Origin of the sequence: Pseudoalteromonas sp. SG44-8 (genome assembly GCF_014164125.1) — a bacterium.
GTDB classification, from domain to species: domain Bacteria; phylum Pseudomonadota; class Gammaproteobacteria; order Enterobacterales; family Alteromonadaceae; genus Pseudoalteromonas; species Pseudoalteromonas rhizosphaerae.
Map to the genome: position 1 here is coordinate 460,137 of NZ_JACJEQ010000001.1, position 16,817 is coordinate 476,953.

The 16,817-nt window shown below is 39.4% G+C and carries 10 protein-coding genes; 8 read left to right on the forward strand and 2 right to left on the reverse strand.

Translation table 11 applies throughout. The annotated features are described in order from the left end of the window. Positions 1–172: 172 nt before the first annotated feature. Positions 173–1,198, forward strand: coding sequence for a GGDEF domain-containing protein (locus tag H5163_RS01870; protein ID WP_182734139.1), 1,026 nt, complete (start codon positions 173–175; stop codon positions 1,196–1,198). On the opposite strand, the gene H5163_RS01875 is transcribed toward H5163_RS01870, so the two are convergent. Further along, positions 1,195–2,118, reverse strand: coding sequence for a hypothetical protein (locus H5163_RS01875; RefSeq protein WP_145235936.1), 924 nt, complete (start codon positions 2,116–2,118; stop codon positions 1,195–1,197). The two genes, H5163_RS01870 and H5163_RS01875, sit on opposite strands and share 4 nt — an antisense overlap. 90 nt (positions 2,119–2,208) lie before the next feature. Next, on the reverse strand, positions 2,209–4,122 hold the full coding sequence (locus H5163_RS01880) for a bifunctional diguanylate cyclase/phosphodiesterase (protein WP_145235932.1): 1,914 nt from the start codon (positions 4,120–4,122) through the stop codon (positions 2,209–2,211). Positions 4,123–4,767: 645 nt separating this feature from the next. Between H5163_RS01880 and H5163_RS01885 the strand changes: the two genes are divergently transcribed. From H5163_RS01885 to H5163_RS01915, 7 genes are read left to right on the forward strand one after another with little or no spacing between them, the layout of a single operon-like run. After that, on the forward strand, positions 4,768–5,067 hold the full coding sequence (locus H5163_RS01885) for an isoamylase early set domain-containing protein (protein WP_145235928.1): 300 nt from the start codon (positions 4,768–4,770) through the stop codon (positions 5,065–5,067). 10 nt (positions 5,068–5,077) lie between these two features. Next, positions 5,078–7,075: a 4-alpha-glucanotransferase gene (gene malQ / locus H5163_RS01890; protein WP_182734141.1), complete on the forward strand. Its 1,998-nt coding sequence runs from the start codon at positions 5,078–5,080 to the stop codon at positions 7,073–7,075. Then, the gene (gene glgB, locus H5163_RS01895; protein WP_182734143.1) at positions 7,076–9,304 is read left to right on the forward strand and encodes a 1,4-alpha-glucan branching protein GlgB; all 2,229 of its coding nucleotides are present in this window, start codon (positions 7,076–7,078) and stop codon (positions 9,302–9,304) included. Continuing rightward, positions 9,288–11,348, forward strand: a complete 2,061-nt coding sequence (gene glgX, locus H5163_RS01900; protein ID WP_182734145.1) for a glycogen debranching protein GlgX — start codon at positions 9,288–9,290, stop codon at positions 11,346–11,348. Before glgB ends, glgX begins: the two co-directional genes overlap by 17 nt. Next, positions 11,338–13,863, forward strand: a complete 2,526-nt coding sequence (locus H5163_RS01905; RefSeq protein ID WP_182734147.1) for a glycogen/starch/alpha-glucan phosphorylase — start codon at positions 11,338–11,340, stop codon at positions 13,861–13,863. The genes glgX and H5163_RS01905 overlap by 11 nt, the downstream gene beginning before the upstream one ends. Before the next feature lie 14 nt (positions 13,864–13,877). Continuing rightward, the gene (glgC, locus tag H5163_RS01910; RefSeq protein WP_145235911.1) at positions 13,878–15,179 is read left to right on the forward strand and encodes a glucose-1-phosphate adenylyltransferase; all 1,302 of its coding nucleotides are present in this window, start codon (positions 13,878–13,880) and stop codon (positions 15,177–15,179) included. Between the two features lie 31 nt (positions 15,180–15,210). Next, positions 15,211–16,758, forward strand: coding sequence for a glycogen synthase (locus H5163_RS01915; RefSeq protein WP_182734149.1), 1,548 nt, complete (start codon positions 15,211–15,213; stop codon positions 16,756–16,758). Positions 16,759–16,817 lie beyond the last annotated feature (59 nt).

Consider the following 16,817-nt stretch of genomic DNA (forward strand, 5'->3'; position numbering starts at 1 on the left):
CTAAACAGTATTTACACACTACACTTACGACTAGCACTGGGTTTTCTTACTCGTTAATGTAATTATGATAGCAAACTTTATTGACGTTTTTGTTTGATTTATATTTTTATAATCTTTTATACGGGTAATTAGTCATAATAAGAATGTTCAGTTATTTGAATACAGGATCCTTATGGAAGAAAACTTATTAAATTCACTAATTAAAATAACCAAAAACCGTGATGTAGATTCATTGGAATATAGCTTGATCTTGACGATCCAAGAATTTGTTGGTTGTACAGAAATTGTAGTTTATAAGGATTTAGACGTGCAAAGTGATTTAACGATTGAGCGCAGTATATCGTTAAAAGTAATCAATGGTAATCAGTTTGAGTGGGCGCAACGTCAAGTTGTTGATTCACCAGAGCCTGAACTGTTGTCATGTTTGCGCTCAGCTTGCATTATTACTGTACAGTCTGCTGATGGTATCGAGAAGCGTTGGTTACCAATATCTTTGCAAGAAAAGCCGATAGGTGCAATTGCTGTTGTTTGCAAAGGTTTAAAAAGCTCGGATCAGGTTTTGCTTAATGCCTTTTGCCGTATTTATGAAAATTATTTATTTATCTTGCATGAGAATGAACGGGATCAACTGACTGGTCTGTTAAATAGGCAAACATTTGATAAAAAAATAAAGCAGCTAATTGAAAAGCAAGTAATTAAACAGCATAAAACGGTTAAAACGGATGATAATCGCAAGCGAAAGCTCAGTTCAACATCTTGGTTAGCAATGCTTGATATTGATCATTTCAAAAAAATTAATGATAGCTTTGGTCATGTTTGTGGTGATGAGGTTTTATTGTTACTTGCACAAAAAATGCGTCACTTCCTGCGTTCAACAGACTTGATTTTTCGCTTTGGTGGTGAGGAATTTGTGATAGTGTTTGAACCTACTAACTTTGAATCTATCGAAAAGAAAATGAATGAGTTTATGGAGATGATCAGAGACACTCATTTTCCATTTGTTGAAAATATGACTGTAAGTATAGGCATGTGTCGTATCAGTCCTTATGATTTCCCTATTACTGTATTGGAAAATGCGGATAAGGCACTTTATTATGCAAAAGAAAATGGTCGCAATAGGCTGTGCTTTTATGAACAGTTAATGGAAAATAACTTAATTAACTCAAACGACAAAAGCACTGATATAGATTTATTTTAATCTGACGCCGTTGGTATTTTCTTAATGATGGTTTTTTTTACTTCATCGAGTTTAATGACATAGGCGTTACCGCCAATTCCTTTAAATTCTTCATCGGTAAATACAATGGTATTTTCATCATAAAATGTAATCGCTTCTTTTTGAGTCACAATACCCAAATCTATCCGCGATACGTCTCCTGAGAAAAACTTATCACCAGTAAAGTTTTCAAATAACCAAATGCTTGTTGAATCTAGTAATACTAACTTTGTACGATCGGGGCTAAGTGCCGCTGAAGTTATCCAACAGAGCTTTTCCATCGTTGTACAAGTTTTAAAGGAATCTATTAACTGCGCATCAAAATTCGCTGCATGATCGCCAACTTTATACAAATTTGTAATCCCATCAAACGGTTCCGTACGGTTTTTAGTAAACAAATATAAGTGGCGGCCAAAGGCTACAAATGCTTCTAGGTCAAAGTTTCGTTTATCTGGAGTGATAGGGCTACCGTCAAGTTCTGGATAAGTGAACTTGATAATTTCAGCTTCGGTGGTATCAGTTTTAATGTCGATGGGATTTTCTATTTTATAAATAGTGAGCCATTTACGTTCTTGATTATTATTACCAAAGTCTCCTAAAAAGAAGTGCCCAAAATCATTCTGAGTCATATCTTCCCAATCAATGTTTTTCGCATTAGTAACCAGTACCTCTTTGGCAATAGAGCCGTCCTCGTTGAGACGATAAAGTTTTGCTTCATTACCGCCATCATTTATTGCCCATAAGCGCTTGAATTTATCAAATTCGATCCCCGATATTTCTTTTAGTTTAGGATCAACACTGAGTTTCTTTTTGCTGTATAAGGTATAAATTGACATGCTAGTAAGAATAACACTAACTAAAATTACGATTGAGATTAAGGAAAAGAGACTTTTTTTAAGCATGTAAGATGGGGAATTGGATACTAATTATTAAGTATTATTATCTATTTTTAGCTAGATTTCCATGGTAATAAAATTTTAAATGACAAATCGTTAAGTTTCGAGGTTCCAAACGCCAGTGCCAGTCGCGGCGATATGATTAACATTCCCTTGTAGTACCTTACTGCCAACATTCACAGATGACTGCGGACGACTAACTAAATACCCTTGTACGCTACTAATTCCCATGCGTTTCACTAATTCAAACTGGGCGATTTCTTCAACTCCTTCAGCAACGATTTTAAGCCCAAGCTTAGTACCTAATTCACTGATTGAATTTAATATTTTGTTATATTTCGGGTTTTCATTAGCTTGCGCTATGAATAATCTATCAATCTTGATTACGTCAATAGGTAGATCAGCTAAGGTACTTAATGAGCTAAAACCGGTACCAAAGTCATCTATTGCAATAGTGACGCCTTCTTTACGCAATTTCTCTAATTCATTAATGATAGTGTTGCTAGCGGTGATCAATGTCGATTCAGTGATCTCTAACATCAATGAAGTGGGCGGTAGCCCTGTCTTGGCTAGTTTTTTCATTACCCATTCATGAATTGGGCGATGTTTGAGTTGAATGCCAGAGACATTAACTGAGATTTTAACTTTGCGCATACCAGCATTGTGCCAAGCTGCCATTTGTCGACATGATTCTAGCATTATCCAATCACCAAGCTCTAATATAAGGTTTGATTCTTCTGCAATCGGAATAAACTCCACTGGAGAAATAGCCCCCTCAACAGGATGGTCCCAGCGCACTAACGCTTCGAAGTAATCAATGGCGCAATCTTCAACATGCACAATAGGCTGAAATGATAAATGAAAATTATGACACGCAATGGCTAAACGCAGCTCTTCGAGTAAGTAATGGTAGCGACGCATTTTATTACCCATTTCTGGCGAATAGACTTTAAAAATACCACGCCCATCGGTTTTAGCACGATACATAGCAACATCCGCCATTTGCAACAAAGCATGGGGAGTTGATGCACTTTCAGGATAAACAGCAATACCGACACTGGCACTGATCTTAATTAGTTTATTACCCAGAACAAAGTCCCGCTCTATTTCGTTTAGTACATGCTGTGCCACATCTAAGCTTTTAGAGTTGCAATCAATATTATTAATGAAAATAGAGAACTCATCGCCCCCTAAACGCGCTAAATTTTGCTCTAATAGACTGGTGGGATTGATATCATTAAGCTTATGATGGCGTAATACGCTAGCCAGGCGTTCGGCTACTTGAATCAATACTTCATCACCAAAACTGTGGCCAAAAGAGTCATTCACTTGCTTAAAGCCATCTAAATCAATAAATAACAAGGCACAGTGAATATTTTTTAGTTCAGCACCGTTGAGTTGGCGGTCTAGGTGCTCGATATAAGCATGACGGTCAATCAACAAAGTCAATTTATCTTGGCAAATGCTGGTTTGAGTTTCACGGGCATAATTAGCTACATGGCTGGTTAATGCATTAATTGCTTGGCTTAAACGAGTTACTTCTGTCGCATGCTCAAGTTCAGGAAGTTGAATATTAAATGATTCGATAACTTTTTTTGTTTGTATATTAAGTTGTTCTATCAGCTGTTTTTCACGCTTTATGTTTAATTGTTTACCAAAATACCATGTTAAAAATAAACCTATTAAAATCAGTAGAATAAAGTTTACAGGTGATAAAATAGTGGCATTGATGATGGATGATGCTTGAGCGGTAATAAACTGTGTATCTGTTGCTCTAATTAGTAAGTAATCAGTACCGTCTTTGCTAACTATATAGTGGCCATTTAATATCGGGTTATACCAAGAGGGCATCGTTAGTTGGGTGGTAGCAGTATCAAAAGCGCGAGTGGCAATACTAGATTGTTGCGGATTAATGGTATTGACTTGTTTCGTTAATAAAATATTCATGCTAAAGCAAAAAATAAATATAGCAATAAAGGCAATACTGAGTAAGCGAAAAAGTTTAGTCATTCCATTAAACCATTTTATCCTAATTATATGAATTTGTTATTAGGTATTACACATTTTTTTCAGTATATAGTTTGTAAGACTAACTGACAAAACATTTCTTTAATAACGCCCCTGAATAAGGAACATCTTTTCAGTTAGATGTTATTTTATCAGTATTTTTTGAGCGTTTACTCAATTCAACTATTAAATAAATTCACTTTACCAGTGGTTATTTGTTAACTACTTTAAAGGTCACAATTCAGACAGTGATTAACTTGGTTTAGTTCTTGCTGTCATTAAGATGGTAATTATAAAGTGAGTGTTTTTTGCTTTATTTGCACACATTTGGTGCAATATTTATTTAATCGCACTGTCATAAAGCATAAATATAACTTTGTTTAACTAGAGCGTGTTTATTTTTTGAGTTTACTTTTACCGCAGTATGTTTGGTTTTTATGCTAGACAGAGCACATAGTAGTGTTTTATCTACATAAATTGTGCGATAACGTAGTATACCGATCGAACACACAGCCTAAAGGTTGAAGATTTTGACTCTGAAAGGTCAACACGCACTAATAATATTTTACAGCCCTGCGTATGTTGAGTAGTTGAACGCACTTCTGTGGCAAGGATTAATTGACCTTAAGGTTTAGTTTGGAGCCCAATATGTTAAGTAAACGATTTTTTAAAACTAAAAACGAAGCTGAAGTAACATTTGAATTTCAGCATCCTCAGGCTGAGCAAGTTCAGTTAGTCGCTGAATTTACTGATTGGCAACCTGTTGCAATGAAGTTTAATAAAAAAGAACAATGTTTTAAGCTCAAGCAGCGATTACCGAACGATCAACAGTTTCATTTTCGGTATTTAGTTAATGGTACTATTTGGGACAATGACCATCATGCCGATGGATACATAGCAAACAGTTTTGGTACAGAAAATAGCATAGTCAATACACAACGTATTTAAGGCGTGGTAAATGGAGTCTCTTTCACAGCTTTTTTATCTACATGGTATTGGCTATGAATACACCAAGTATACTGGTGAACACGTGGTTTTTAGCGATGCAACCCGCAGTGCGGCACTCAGTTGTTGTGGTGTTGATGTTACGGATCACGCCCAAATTTCTCATTTAAATATCAGCTTAGATGCCAATAAATGGCTGCAATTAGTACCCGATTGTAGTTTGGTATGTGCTGAACAACCAGCCGTTAAAGTGCGTATTGATAAGCGTATGTTAGGGCAACAATGTACCGTATCATTTGCGCAGCTTGATTTGCCCAGCATTACTCACCAATTAGCTGATTTACAATGCAGTGGCGATTATTTGTTTAACGACGTCACTTATTTAGAGCTCATTTTCCCGCTTCCAGCATTGCCTACTGGTTATCATGATGCAAGCATTAACGTTGCAGGTTTAACGGCTGAAACTCAACTGTGGGTGACACCTAAATATAGCTTTCAAGTGACGGATAAAAAACAAAGTGGGCTTTCAATTCAACTTTACAGTTTAAAAAATAATGCAGCACTAGGGATAGGCGATTTTGCCGATTTATTATCGCTGACAGAGCAAGCAGCAAGTCATAAACTGGATTATATTTTACTCAATCCACTGCATTTATTATTTTCTGAGCAACCAGAGCGAGCAAGTCCATATAGCCCGAATAATCGTGCATTATTAAATCCACTCTATATATCAATTGATTTATGCGATGACAGCATTAATAACCCCAATATCACTGCGTATTTACAAAGCAACTATGCGAGTGACTTTAAAAAGCGGACTCTGCAGTCGCAGTATATTAATTACAGTGCAGTGAGTGAGTTCAAATACGCAGCCTTTAACTTGCTATACCAGCATTTTTGTATGCATGGGAGTAAGCACCGCAAACAACACTTTAGTGATTTTTGTCAACAACATGGTGCGACACTTGCGACCTTAAAAGTTACTGACAGCGACTTTGCTTACTACTTGCAATGGCAAGCATATGTGCAATTAAAATTATGCCAAACTACCGCCCGAGAGCAGGGAATGAGTATTGGTTTGATCAATGATTTAGCGGTGGGTTGCGCCGGCGATGGCAGCGAGTTTCTCAATCAACAATCGTTATTTACCGATTCTGCTTATGTAGGCGCACCGCCTGATCCATGGGCAGAGCATGGCCAGAACTGGGGATTGCCAGCACTGAATCCGATTAAGCTCAGTGATAATAATTTTAGCTACTACCGAGCATTGATCCGCGCAAATATGGAAAACGTCGGTGGTTTGCGTATCGATCATGTTATGGCAATTCGCCGTTTATGGTGGTGTTTCGAGCATCAACAGCAACAAGATGGTTGCTATGTGTATTATCCATTTGAGCATTTATTAGCGGTACTGACAATAGAATCCCATTTGAATCAATGTATTGTCATTGGTGAAGATCTTGGGGTTGTTCCACCAGAGGTGAAAGCTGCACTTGCAGATAAAGCAATATTTTCAAATAGCTTATTCTATTTTGAAAAAGATTATCAAGGTGAATTTTTATCGGCCCAGTCATTTGCGCCACAATCATTGTTAATGGTTGCAAACCATGATGTACCGCCTTTCTTTGGTTGGTGGCAGGGGCTTGATCTTACTTTGAAATTAAAATATCAATTAATTGATGAACAACAGTTAACTCAACTGCGTGCAGACCGAGATATTGAAAAACAACGACTACTGCGTTTTCTGTCAGGATGTGCAGCACACACCTTGTTTTTAGATAGTACAGCAAGTGATGTTTATCAGGCGCTGACCTTAGGCTTGGCCGCTTCACCAGCGCGGTTATTTACTATCCAGCTCGATGATTTAGATGAGCAAACGTTACCTGTAAACATTCCTGGAACGGATCAAGAATACCCTAATTGGCGTCGGGTATTAACGCATTCAAGTGAACAAATATTCACACGTCACAGTGCATTCCTCAGTGCTATTAATTCCATAAGGACTAATTAAATGAACAGTATTGTTCGTAAAACCGCAAAGTCACAGCACTATGATCAACAAGTTAATGCTTTAAAGCGTGGCTGTTTTAAAGATCCGTTTAGTTTTTTAGGCGTACATGCAATTACTGACACGCACAGTGAAATACGCTGTTATATGCCCGGGGCAACAAAAGTAACGATAAAACTGCCTCAGCAAATGATTGTTAGCACACGCTATGGTGATTCAGATTTATTTATAGCACAGCTTGATAATCAAGATATTTCAGCCTATCAGCTAGTGGTAGATTACAGCGATTGTCAGGTTATTTGTGAAGATGTGTATAGTTTTGATAGCAGCCTAGATGATAGTGCTATGTACTTATTTAATGAAGGCACATTAGAGCACGCACATCGCCATCTTGGTGCCCACTTTATTGATTTTAAAGGTGTTTCAGGTGTACGTTTTAGTGTTTGGGCACCTAATGCTAGCAGTGTTTCAGTTATTGGCGAATTTAATCACTGGCAGCAAAGCCAACACTTTATGCGTTTTAACCCTGCGTCTGGAGTCTGGGACTTATTTATTCCAGAGCTCAATGAAGGTCAGTGTTATAAGTTTTCTATAACAACTCTCAGTGGCGAAGTGCTCGAAAAGGCTGATCCATTTGCATTTAAAATGCAGCAAGCACCAGGCACTGCTTCAGTACTTCAAACTCGGCCCGCAGCAATTAAACTAACTGATAAAATGCAACGTCAGCGTGTTAAACGCAACGCGATTGATGCACCTATCTCTATCTATGAAGTGCATTTAGGTTCTTGGCAGCGAGAAGAGGGAGATCGTTATTTAACTTATCAAGAATTAGCACAGCGGTTAATTAATTATGTCACTGAACAAGGCTTTTCGCATATCCAACTTATGCCGATCAGTGAATTTCCATTTGATGGTTCTTGGGGGTATCAGCCAGTTGGCTTATTTGCACCAACGAGTCGGTTTGGCGGTTTGGATGATTTTCGTTATTTTGTAGAGCAATGTCACCAAGCTAACATTGGTTTACTCATTGATTGGGTTCCAGGCCACTTCCCAAGTGATCCGCATGGCTTGCATCGTTTTGATGGCACACATTTATTTGAACATGCCGATGTGCGTCAAGGTTTCCATCCAGATTGGAATACCTATATCTACAACTATGATCGCCCAGAGGTCCGCAGCTTTTTAGTTGCTAATGCAATGTATTGGTTAGAAGAATTTGCCATTGATGGATTACGTGTCGATGCTGTTGCCTCAATGCTGTACCTTGATTACAGTCGTGAAGATGGACAGTGGATCCCGAATAAGTTTGGCGGGCGCGAGAATCTTGGTGCTATTGAGTGTTTAAAGCAAGTTAACTTACGTTGTTATGCTAATAACCCCGGCATTATGATGGTGGCTGAAGAGTCAACAGCGTGGCCTGGTGTTACCCGTCAGGTGAATCATGATGGCTTAGGATTTGGCTACAAGTGGAATATGGGCTGGATGAACGACAGCCTTCACTATATGCAACGCGATCCATTATATCGCCAACATCATCATCATGAATTAACTTTTTCGATGGTGTATGCCTATAGTGAAAATTATATTTTACCTTTGAGCCACGATGAAGTGGTGCACGGTAAAGGCTCATTAATTGAAAAAATGCCTGGTGATGATTGGCAAAAATTTGCAAATTTACGCGCGTACTATGCATTTATGTGGGCGCATCCGGGCAAAAAATTACTGTTCATGGGCGGTGAGATTGCCCAGCGTAGCGAGTGGAATCATGATCAATCAATTGATTGGCATTTGCTTGAGCATCTATCGCATCAAGGTGTGCAACGAACTATCGCGCAGCTCAATAAAGTATATCGCGAAGTTCCAGCTTTACATCAGCTAGATACTGAACCGTCAGGTTTTAGCTGGATCGATAATCAAAATGCTCAACAGAGTATTTTTAGTTTTATTCGCTTTGCTAAGAAAGCCAGTAATTACGTGGTTGTGGTAAGTAACCTCACACCAACGGTTTATCATGATTATTGTATTGGTGTGCCAAGCTCAGGTGAATTTGAAGTAATTTTAAATACCGATGATGAACAGTTATTTGGTTCTGGAGTACAAGTGTGTGGGCAATCAGCTAAAACAACTAGTACAGCAACTCCATGCCACGGGCATCAACATAGTATTAAACTCTCACTGCCAGCGCTTGCGACGGTTTATTTAAAAAGGGTGGCTGATGAGTTTATCGATTGAATTAAATAAAGGGCAAACTTTTCCGCTGGGAGCCAGTGTATTAACAAACGGTGTAAATTTTGCCGTTTATGCGCCATTGGCTAAACAGTTGTATGTGTGTTTATTTGATGCCAGTGGTCATACCGAAGTTTTAAAGTTAGCAATGAATAATAATGAAGGGGGGATATGGAGTTTACATATAACCCCACTGGCTATGGGCACTTTATATGGTTATCGCGCAGAAGGTGAATATCAAACTAAAAAAGGATTGTTTTTTAATAGCCAAAAATTGTTAATTGATCCCTATGCAAAAGATTTATTTGGTGAGTTTACCTGGAGTGAACGCCACTATGGGCAAATGCCTAAAGGTACTTTGAGTACGGTAAATAACGCCATTGATATCCCTAAATCTAAAGTCACACAGCTGCAGCCTTATCAAGGTAAAAAACCGGGCCATAGTTGGGGAGAAACGGTTATTTATGAATGTCACGTTAAAGGCGCCACAGCACGACATCCCTCTATTCCAAGTCAGCTACAAGGTACCTATTTGGGCTTGAGCCATCCCAGTTTTATAGAGCATTTACGTACACTTGGCGTAACCACTTTAGAATTGTTACCGGTACATAGTTTTATTAGCGAACAGTTTTTAACCGCCAAAGGCCTGCAAAACTACTGGGGTTACAATACATTAAATTTTTTTACACCAAATAAAGATTACTTAGTAACTGATGAAATTGGTGAATTTCAACAAATGGTTACTAAACTTCATCAAGCGGGTATTGAAGTGATTTTAGATGTGGTTTACAACCACACCGCAGAGGCTGGTAGCGACGGTCCTTTGTTATCTTGGCGCGGCCTAAATAACCCTGGTTATTACCGTAGTGTTAACGATAACCCTGAAGTTTATATCAATGACACTGGGTGTGGTAATACCTTAAATATAGACGACCCATTTAGCTTGAAAATGGTACTCGATAGCTTACGTTATTGGGTAGAAATAATGGGTGTTGATGGTTTTAGGTTTGATTTAGCAACTATTCTTGGACGGACGCCGCATGGCTTTAGCCAAACCCATAGTTTTTTACAAGCAATCAATCAAGATCCAGTGTTAAGCCAAGTGAAATTAATTGCTGAGCCTTGGGACATAGGCCCTGGTGGTTATCAATTGGGAGCATTTCCTGCGCCTTGGCGTGAGTGGAATGATAAATACCGTGATGTTGTTAGGCGCTTTTGGCAAGGGCAGCACAATATGCTGGCTGATCTTGCAAAACGTTTACATGGCTCTTTTGATTTGTTTGATCATAATCACCGTGGGCCATTAAATAGTATTAATTTTATAACCAGTCATGATGGCTTTACTTTAACCGATTTAGTGAGTTACGAACAAAAGCATAACGAAGCAAATGGTGAACAAAACCGCGATGGGCACAGTGCTAATTATTCGTTTAATTGCGGTGTTGAAGGCTTTACTGATGATTTAAAAGTTACCTCCATGCGGTTACAACAACAAAAAAACTTTTTACTTACCTTACTACTTTCCAAAGGGGTGCCTATGCTGTCATCAGGCAGTGAAATGGGGCACTCGCAAGGAGGGAATAACAATGCTTATTGTCAAAATAACCGCACTAGTTGGCTGGCATGGAAAGACTCGCAGCGTAGCCACAGCCTCATTCGTTTTATTGACGATGTATTGACCTTACGAAAGCAACACTGTGTGTTTAAACACAGTGTATTTTTACACGATAGCGATAAGCGATTTAGTGTTGATTGGTATACCGAGCAAAGCCAAGCCATGCAAGAAAGTGACTGGCATGATGGTTCAAAACAGTTTTTGATGTATAGCTTAAAAGATACACAACTAAATACGGCATTACTCATTATTTTGAATGCCAGTAATGTGGCAGTTAAATGTCAATTACCTGCTAATCACGATTTATCGGTATGGCGTTTAGCGCTTAGCAGTGTTGATCAAGCAATGGTTAAAAATACAGAACAGTTTGAGGTTGCTGCACAAAGCAGTTGGGTTTTTACAGCCAATTTAGAGGACGAATGTAATGGCGAATAATGGTGAACAAATGTGTGTTGCTAAAGGTTGGCAAGATGCCCCTTTAATAGATGAAAGTACGCTTGAAGATGATTTATCACGCCATTTCTATTATACCCTTGGGCGCGATAAGGTCGGAAAGTCTCAACTGTATTTGTATAACGCACTAGCGTTGACAATTCGCGATCGATTAGTCGCTCGTTGTCGAGCAACAAAACAGCAAATGCACAGTGAAAAGCGTCGTAAAACGGCTTATATATCACTTGAGTTTTTAATGGGCCGAGCACTAGGTAATGCCATTTTAAATTTAGATTTAGAAGAGCAAGTCAAACTTGCACTTAATAATTATTGCGCTCACATTGAACATGTTGCGCAAGCAGAGCATGACGCTGGGTTAGGTAATGGTGGTTTAGGCCGCTTAGCTGCTTGTTTTCTAGATAGTTGTGCGAGTTTAGCATTACCTGTAACCGGTTATGGTATTCGTTATGAATACGGCATGTTTAACCAGTCAATCGAAAATGGCCATCAAATAGAGCAGCCTGATAATTGGTTACGTGAAGGGCATCCATGGGAGCTGAGCGCACCAGAGCAAGCCAAGCGTGTTAAGTTTTTTGGCCATGTTGAAAGTTATACTGATAAGAACGGACGCATTCATCGACAATGGTTAGACACTGAAGATGTATTAGCTGTCCCTTATGATGTGCCGATCCCTGGCTATAAAAATGACATAGTTAACACCCTCAGACTCTGGAAATCAGAAGCCACTGATGAGTTTGATTTAGGTGAGTTTAACGCCGGTAGTTACTCAGAAGCCGTCGCGCATAAAAACCTTGCCGAACAAATCACCATGGTACTTTATCCTAATGACAGCAGCGAAAATGGTAAAGAGCTACGTTTAAGGCAGCAATACTTTTTATCGTCGGCGAGCTTACAAGATATTGTTGGTCTATGGGTATCACAGCATGGTGAAAAGTTTAGTGATTTTGCTGATTTTCATGTTTTTCAACTTAATGACACCCACCCAAGTATTGCTGTTGCAGAGTTAATGCGATTGCTGATTGATGATTATGACTTGGATTGGGATGCTGCATGGCAGATCACCACAAAAACCATGGCGTATACCAATCATACGTTGCTTCCAGAAGCGCTCGAAAAGTGGTCTGTGTCATTATTTGCGCGTTTATTACCGCGTATTCTTGAAATAATTTATGAAATAAATGCGCGCTTTCTTGCTCAAGTTGCGTTGGCATGGCCGGGTGATGTTGCAAAACAACAAGCGTTATCTTTAATTGAAGAAGGCTCAGATCCACAAGTAAGAATGGCGTATTTAGCCATTGTTGGCAGTTTTTCAGTTAATGGCGTAGCAGCATTGCACACAGAATTACTTAAAGAAGGTTTGTTTAAAACTTTTTATGAATTGTGGCCTGAAAAATTCAACAATAAAACTAATGGTGTAACGCCAAGGCGGTGGATAGCTCATTGTAACCCTAAACTAACCCAGTTGATTGGTGAAAAAATTGGTCAAAATTGGGTGAGGGATTTTGCGCAAATTAGCCAGCTGCGTCGCTATTATGATGATGTTAAATTCCATAAACAATGGCAAAGCGTCAAACTTGAAAACAAACAACGGCTAGTTGATTTAGTCAAAGCACGTTGTGGTGTTGAATTTGATACTAGCATGCTATTTGATGTGCAAGTTAAACGAATTCATGAGTATAAGCGCCAATTACTGAATGTATTACACATTATTCACCTATATGACCGTATTCGTCGTGGCGATACCGCCAATTTAGTGCCACGCTGTGTATTACTAGGAGGCAAAGCAGCACCGGGGTATTACATGGCTAAGCGCATTATTAAGCTAATTAATAATGTTGCAGATGTGATCAACAAAGATCCACTTGCTCAGCCTTATTTACGGGTGGCATTTTTACCAAATTATAATGTTACAGCAATGGAAACTATTTGCCCCGCAACAGACTTGTCTGAACAAATTTCAACCGCAGGTAAAGAAGCATCTGGTACTGGTAATATGAAGTTTATGATGAATGGTGCGCTGACAATTGGCACTTTAGATGGTGCTAACATAGAAATTCGCGATGCAGTAGGAGCTGATAACTTCTTCTTATTCGGTGCACAAGCTGAGCAAATTGAAGGAATAAAACAAAGCTATAACCCATTACATATTATTCATAATACACCTGACTTACTGAATGTTATGCAATTACTTGAAAGTGGGCACTTTAATTTATTCGAACCTGGTTTATTTGACGACATTATTGGTGCAATCAAAAGTCCTCATGATCCTTGGTTGGTTGCCCACGATTTTGATAGTTTTGTACAAGCTCAAAAAGCTGTTGAACACGCTTATCAAGATCAACAGCATTGGACGCAAATGAGTATTTTAAATACTGCGGCCAGTGGTACTTTTTCAAGTGATAGAACGATCAGCCAATACAGTGATGATATTTGGCATTTAGAAGCATTAACAACATCTAGTTCGGCCGACACAGCCGTAAGCAATAGCAAAGATTAATACGGAGATAAATTATGCCAAGTTATGCAAATCGCTACATAAGTAGTCTGACACGAGAAACCTACGCACTGATTTTAGCAGGGGGCAGAGGTTCACGCTTACATGAATTAACAAATTGGCGGGCCAAACCGGCGGTTTATTTTGGTGGCAAACATCGTATTATCGATTTCCCGCTATCAAACTGTATTAATTCAGGTATTCGTCGTGTTGGGATTGCAACACAATATAAATCGCACTCGCTGATCCGCCATGTTAACCGTGCATGGGGTCATTTTAAAAAGGAACTGGGTGAATCTGTAGAGATATTACCTGCATCACAGCGTTATGGTGACGAATGGTATTGCGGCACTGCTGATGCGGTGTTCCAAAATATGGATATTATCCGTCATGAGTTACCTAAATATGTAATGATTTTATCTGGCGATCATGTTTACCGTATGGATTACGGTGGCTTATTGGCAAAACATGTAGAAACTGGTGCGGACATGACAGTGTGCTGTATAGAAGTTCCCTGCGAGGAAGCTGCAGAAACATTTGGTGTGATGACGGTAGATGAAGAAAAGCGAGTGCGTCGTTTTGACGAAAAACCGAAAATGCCAAGTTCAATTCCTGGTCGTCCGGGGACTTGCTTAGCATCAATGGGTAATTATGTATTTAATACTGAGTTCTTATTTGAACAACTAAAAAAAGACGCAGAAAACGAAGGTTCAGGCCGTGATTTTGGCCATGATATTATTCCGGCAATTATTGAAGAGCATAATGTATTTGCTTTTCCATTTCGAGAGCCTGGTCATGACGGCCAACCTTATTGGCGCGATGTGGGTACACTGGACTCATTTTGGGAAGCAAACATGGAGCTGGTGATGCCAGAACCACAGCTGGATTTATACGATCCAACTTGGCCTATTTGGACCTACCAAGAACAACTGCCACCCGCTAAGTTTATTTTTGATAATGACGACAGACGTGGCATGGCTGTAGATTCAACCGTTTCAGGCGGCTGTATCATTTCAGGCTCGGTGGTTCGTAAATCACTGTTATTTTCTAATGTACATATTCGTTCATACTGTGAAATTGAAGAGTCGGTGATATTACCAGGTGCAATTATTCAACGTAATTGTCGCATTCGTCGTGCTATTATCGACCGCGGTTGTGAAGTGCCTGCGGGTGTTGAAATCGGTTTTGATCGTAAGGTCGACGAGGAAAATGGTTTTAGAGTGTCTAAAAAGGGCATTGTATTAGTGACTCGTGAAATGCTCACAGAACTTTCCAAAAAGCTTGAGCGCCAAGAGCGTGAGAGTAAACAGTTAGCTTAAATATCATACAGTTGTAGGAAGTAAGAAAAAGATGCATGTATTAATGGTTGCGGCCGAAAATGACGCTTTACCAAATGCCAAAGTGGGTGGTGTTGCAGATGTACTACGAGATTGTCCCAAAGCATTAGCGGAGCTTGGCTTAACCGTTGACGTGGTTATTCCAGATTATGGTTTTACCGCGTTAGAGCGTGTGCAATTAGGCACGCTCCATGTGCCCTTTGCAGGATATATTTATGATGTTCAAGTGTCGCAAGTATATGTAGATCAGCAGCAAGTCAGGCAATTAGTAATGTCACATCCGTTATTTAGCCAGCACCATGGCGCTGTATACTGTAATGATGATGGTGACCGACCTTTTGCCACTGATGCCACTAAGTTTGCATTATTTAATGCTGCAGTGTGTGAAGCGCTATTGCAAGGTGTGATCACTCGTCCCGATGTGTTGCATTTGCATGATTGGCACAGTGCGTGTGTGGCGGTATTGTTAAAGTTTGATCATCGGTTTGCATCTTTTTCTTCTTTGCGTAGTATATTTACAGTACACAATATTGCACTGCAAGGGATCCGCCCATTCAAAGGAGATGATTCAAGTTTAGAAGCATGGTTTCCGGCGTTAAGTTATAACGGCGAGGTATTATGCGATCCGCGTTATCCTCATTGCTTTAATCCGATGCGCAGCGCTATCAATTTAGTTGATAAGATACATTTAGTATCTCCAAGCTACGCACTAGAAGTATTGCAAGCCAGTGCACCGCATAACGGCTTTTTTGGTGGCGAAGGTTTAGAGCGCGATTTGAATAATGCGATGGCAAACAATAAAGTCGTCGGAATATTAAATGGCTGTGAGTACACTGAGCACAATCAAAATGTGCAGATAAGCAGTACGTTATCACAATTATACTTTGAAATAGAGCAGGCATTGTTTGCTTGGATGGCTAAAGAAGTTAACCTGCGAAGCAGTTACTATATAGCGCATCAGCGGTTACAGCAGTTTATTGAGCAGCCAGTTAAAGGGCCTTTAGTCACCAGTGTTGGACGCCTAACCGATCAAAAAGCTTTGTTACTGCGCCAACCCTACGAAAACCAGCAAGTGCTTGATGCATTGTGTGAAAAGTTAAATGAACAGCAAGGACGTATGATAATTTTAGGTTCCGGTGACGCGGCCCTTGAAGATGTCATGACAGCCGCCATGGCGCGTAATAGTAACCTATTGTTTTTAAAGGGTTATGGTAATAACGTTGGCGAATTACTGTATGAGTTAGGAGACTTATTCTTGATGCCAAGCTCCTTTGAACCGTGCGGTATTAGCCAAATGCTAGCTATGCGAGCTGGACAGCCTTGTTTAGTGCACCAAGTTGGTGGCTTAAAGGATACCATTACACATATGGAAAATGGTTTTAGTTTTAGTGGTGACACATTACAAACACAAAGCGAGGCGCTAGTAACGTGCTTTGCTAATACTCTTACTCTGAAACAAGAACAACCTAAACAATGGGTCGAAATTGTCAGCAATGCAAAGGCTGCTCGCTTTACATGGTCCCACGTAGCAAAGGACTATATTAGTAAACTTTATAATTAATACTGCTATTTATCATCTTACTAGCTATAATGGATTGTAATAACATTATGATTTAGTTA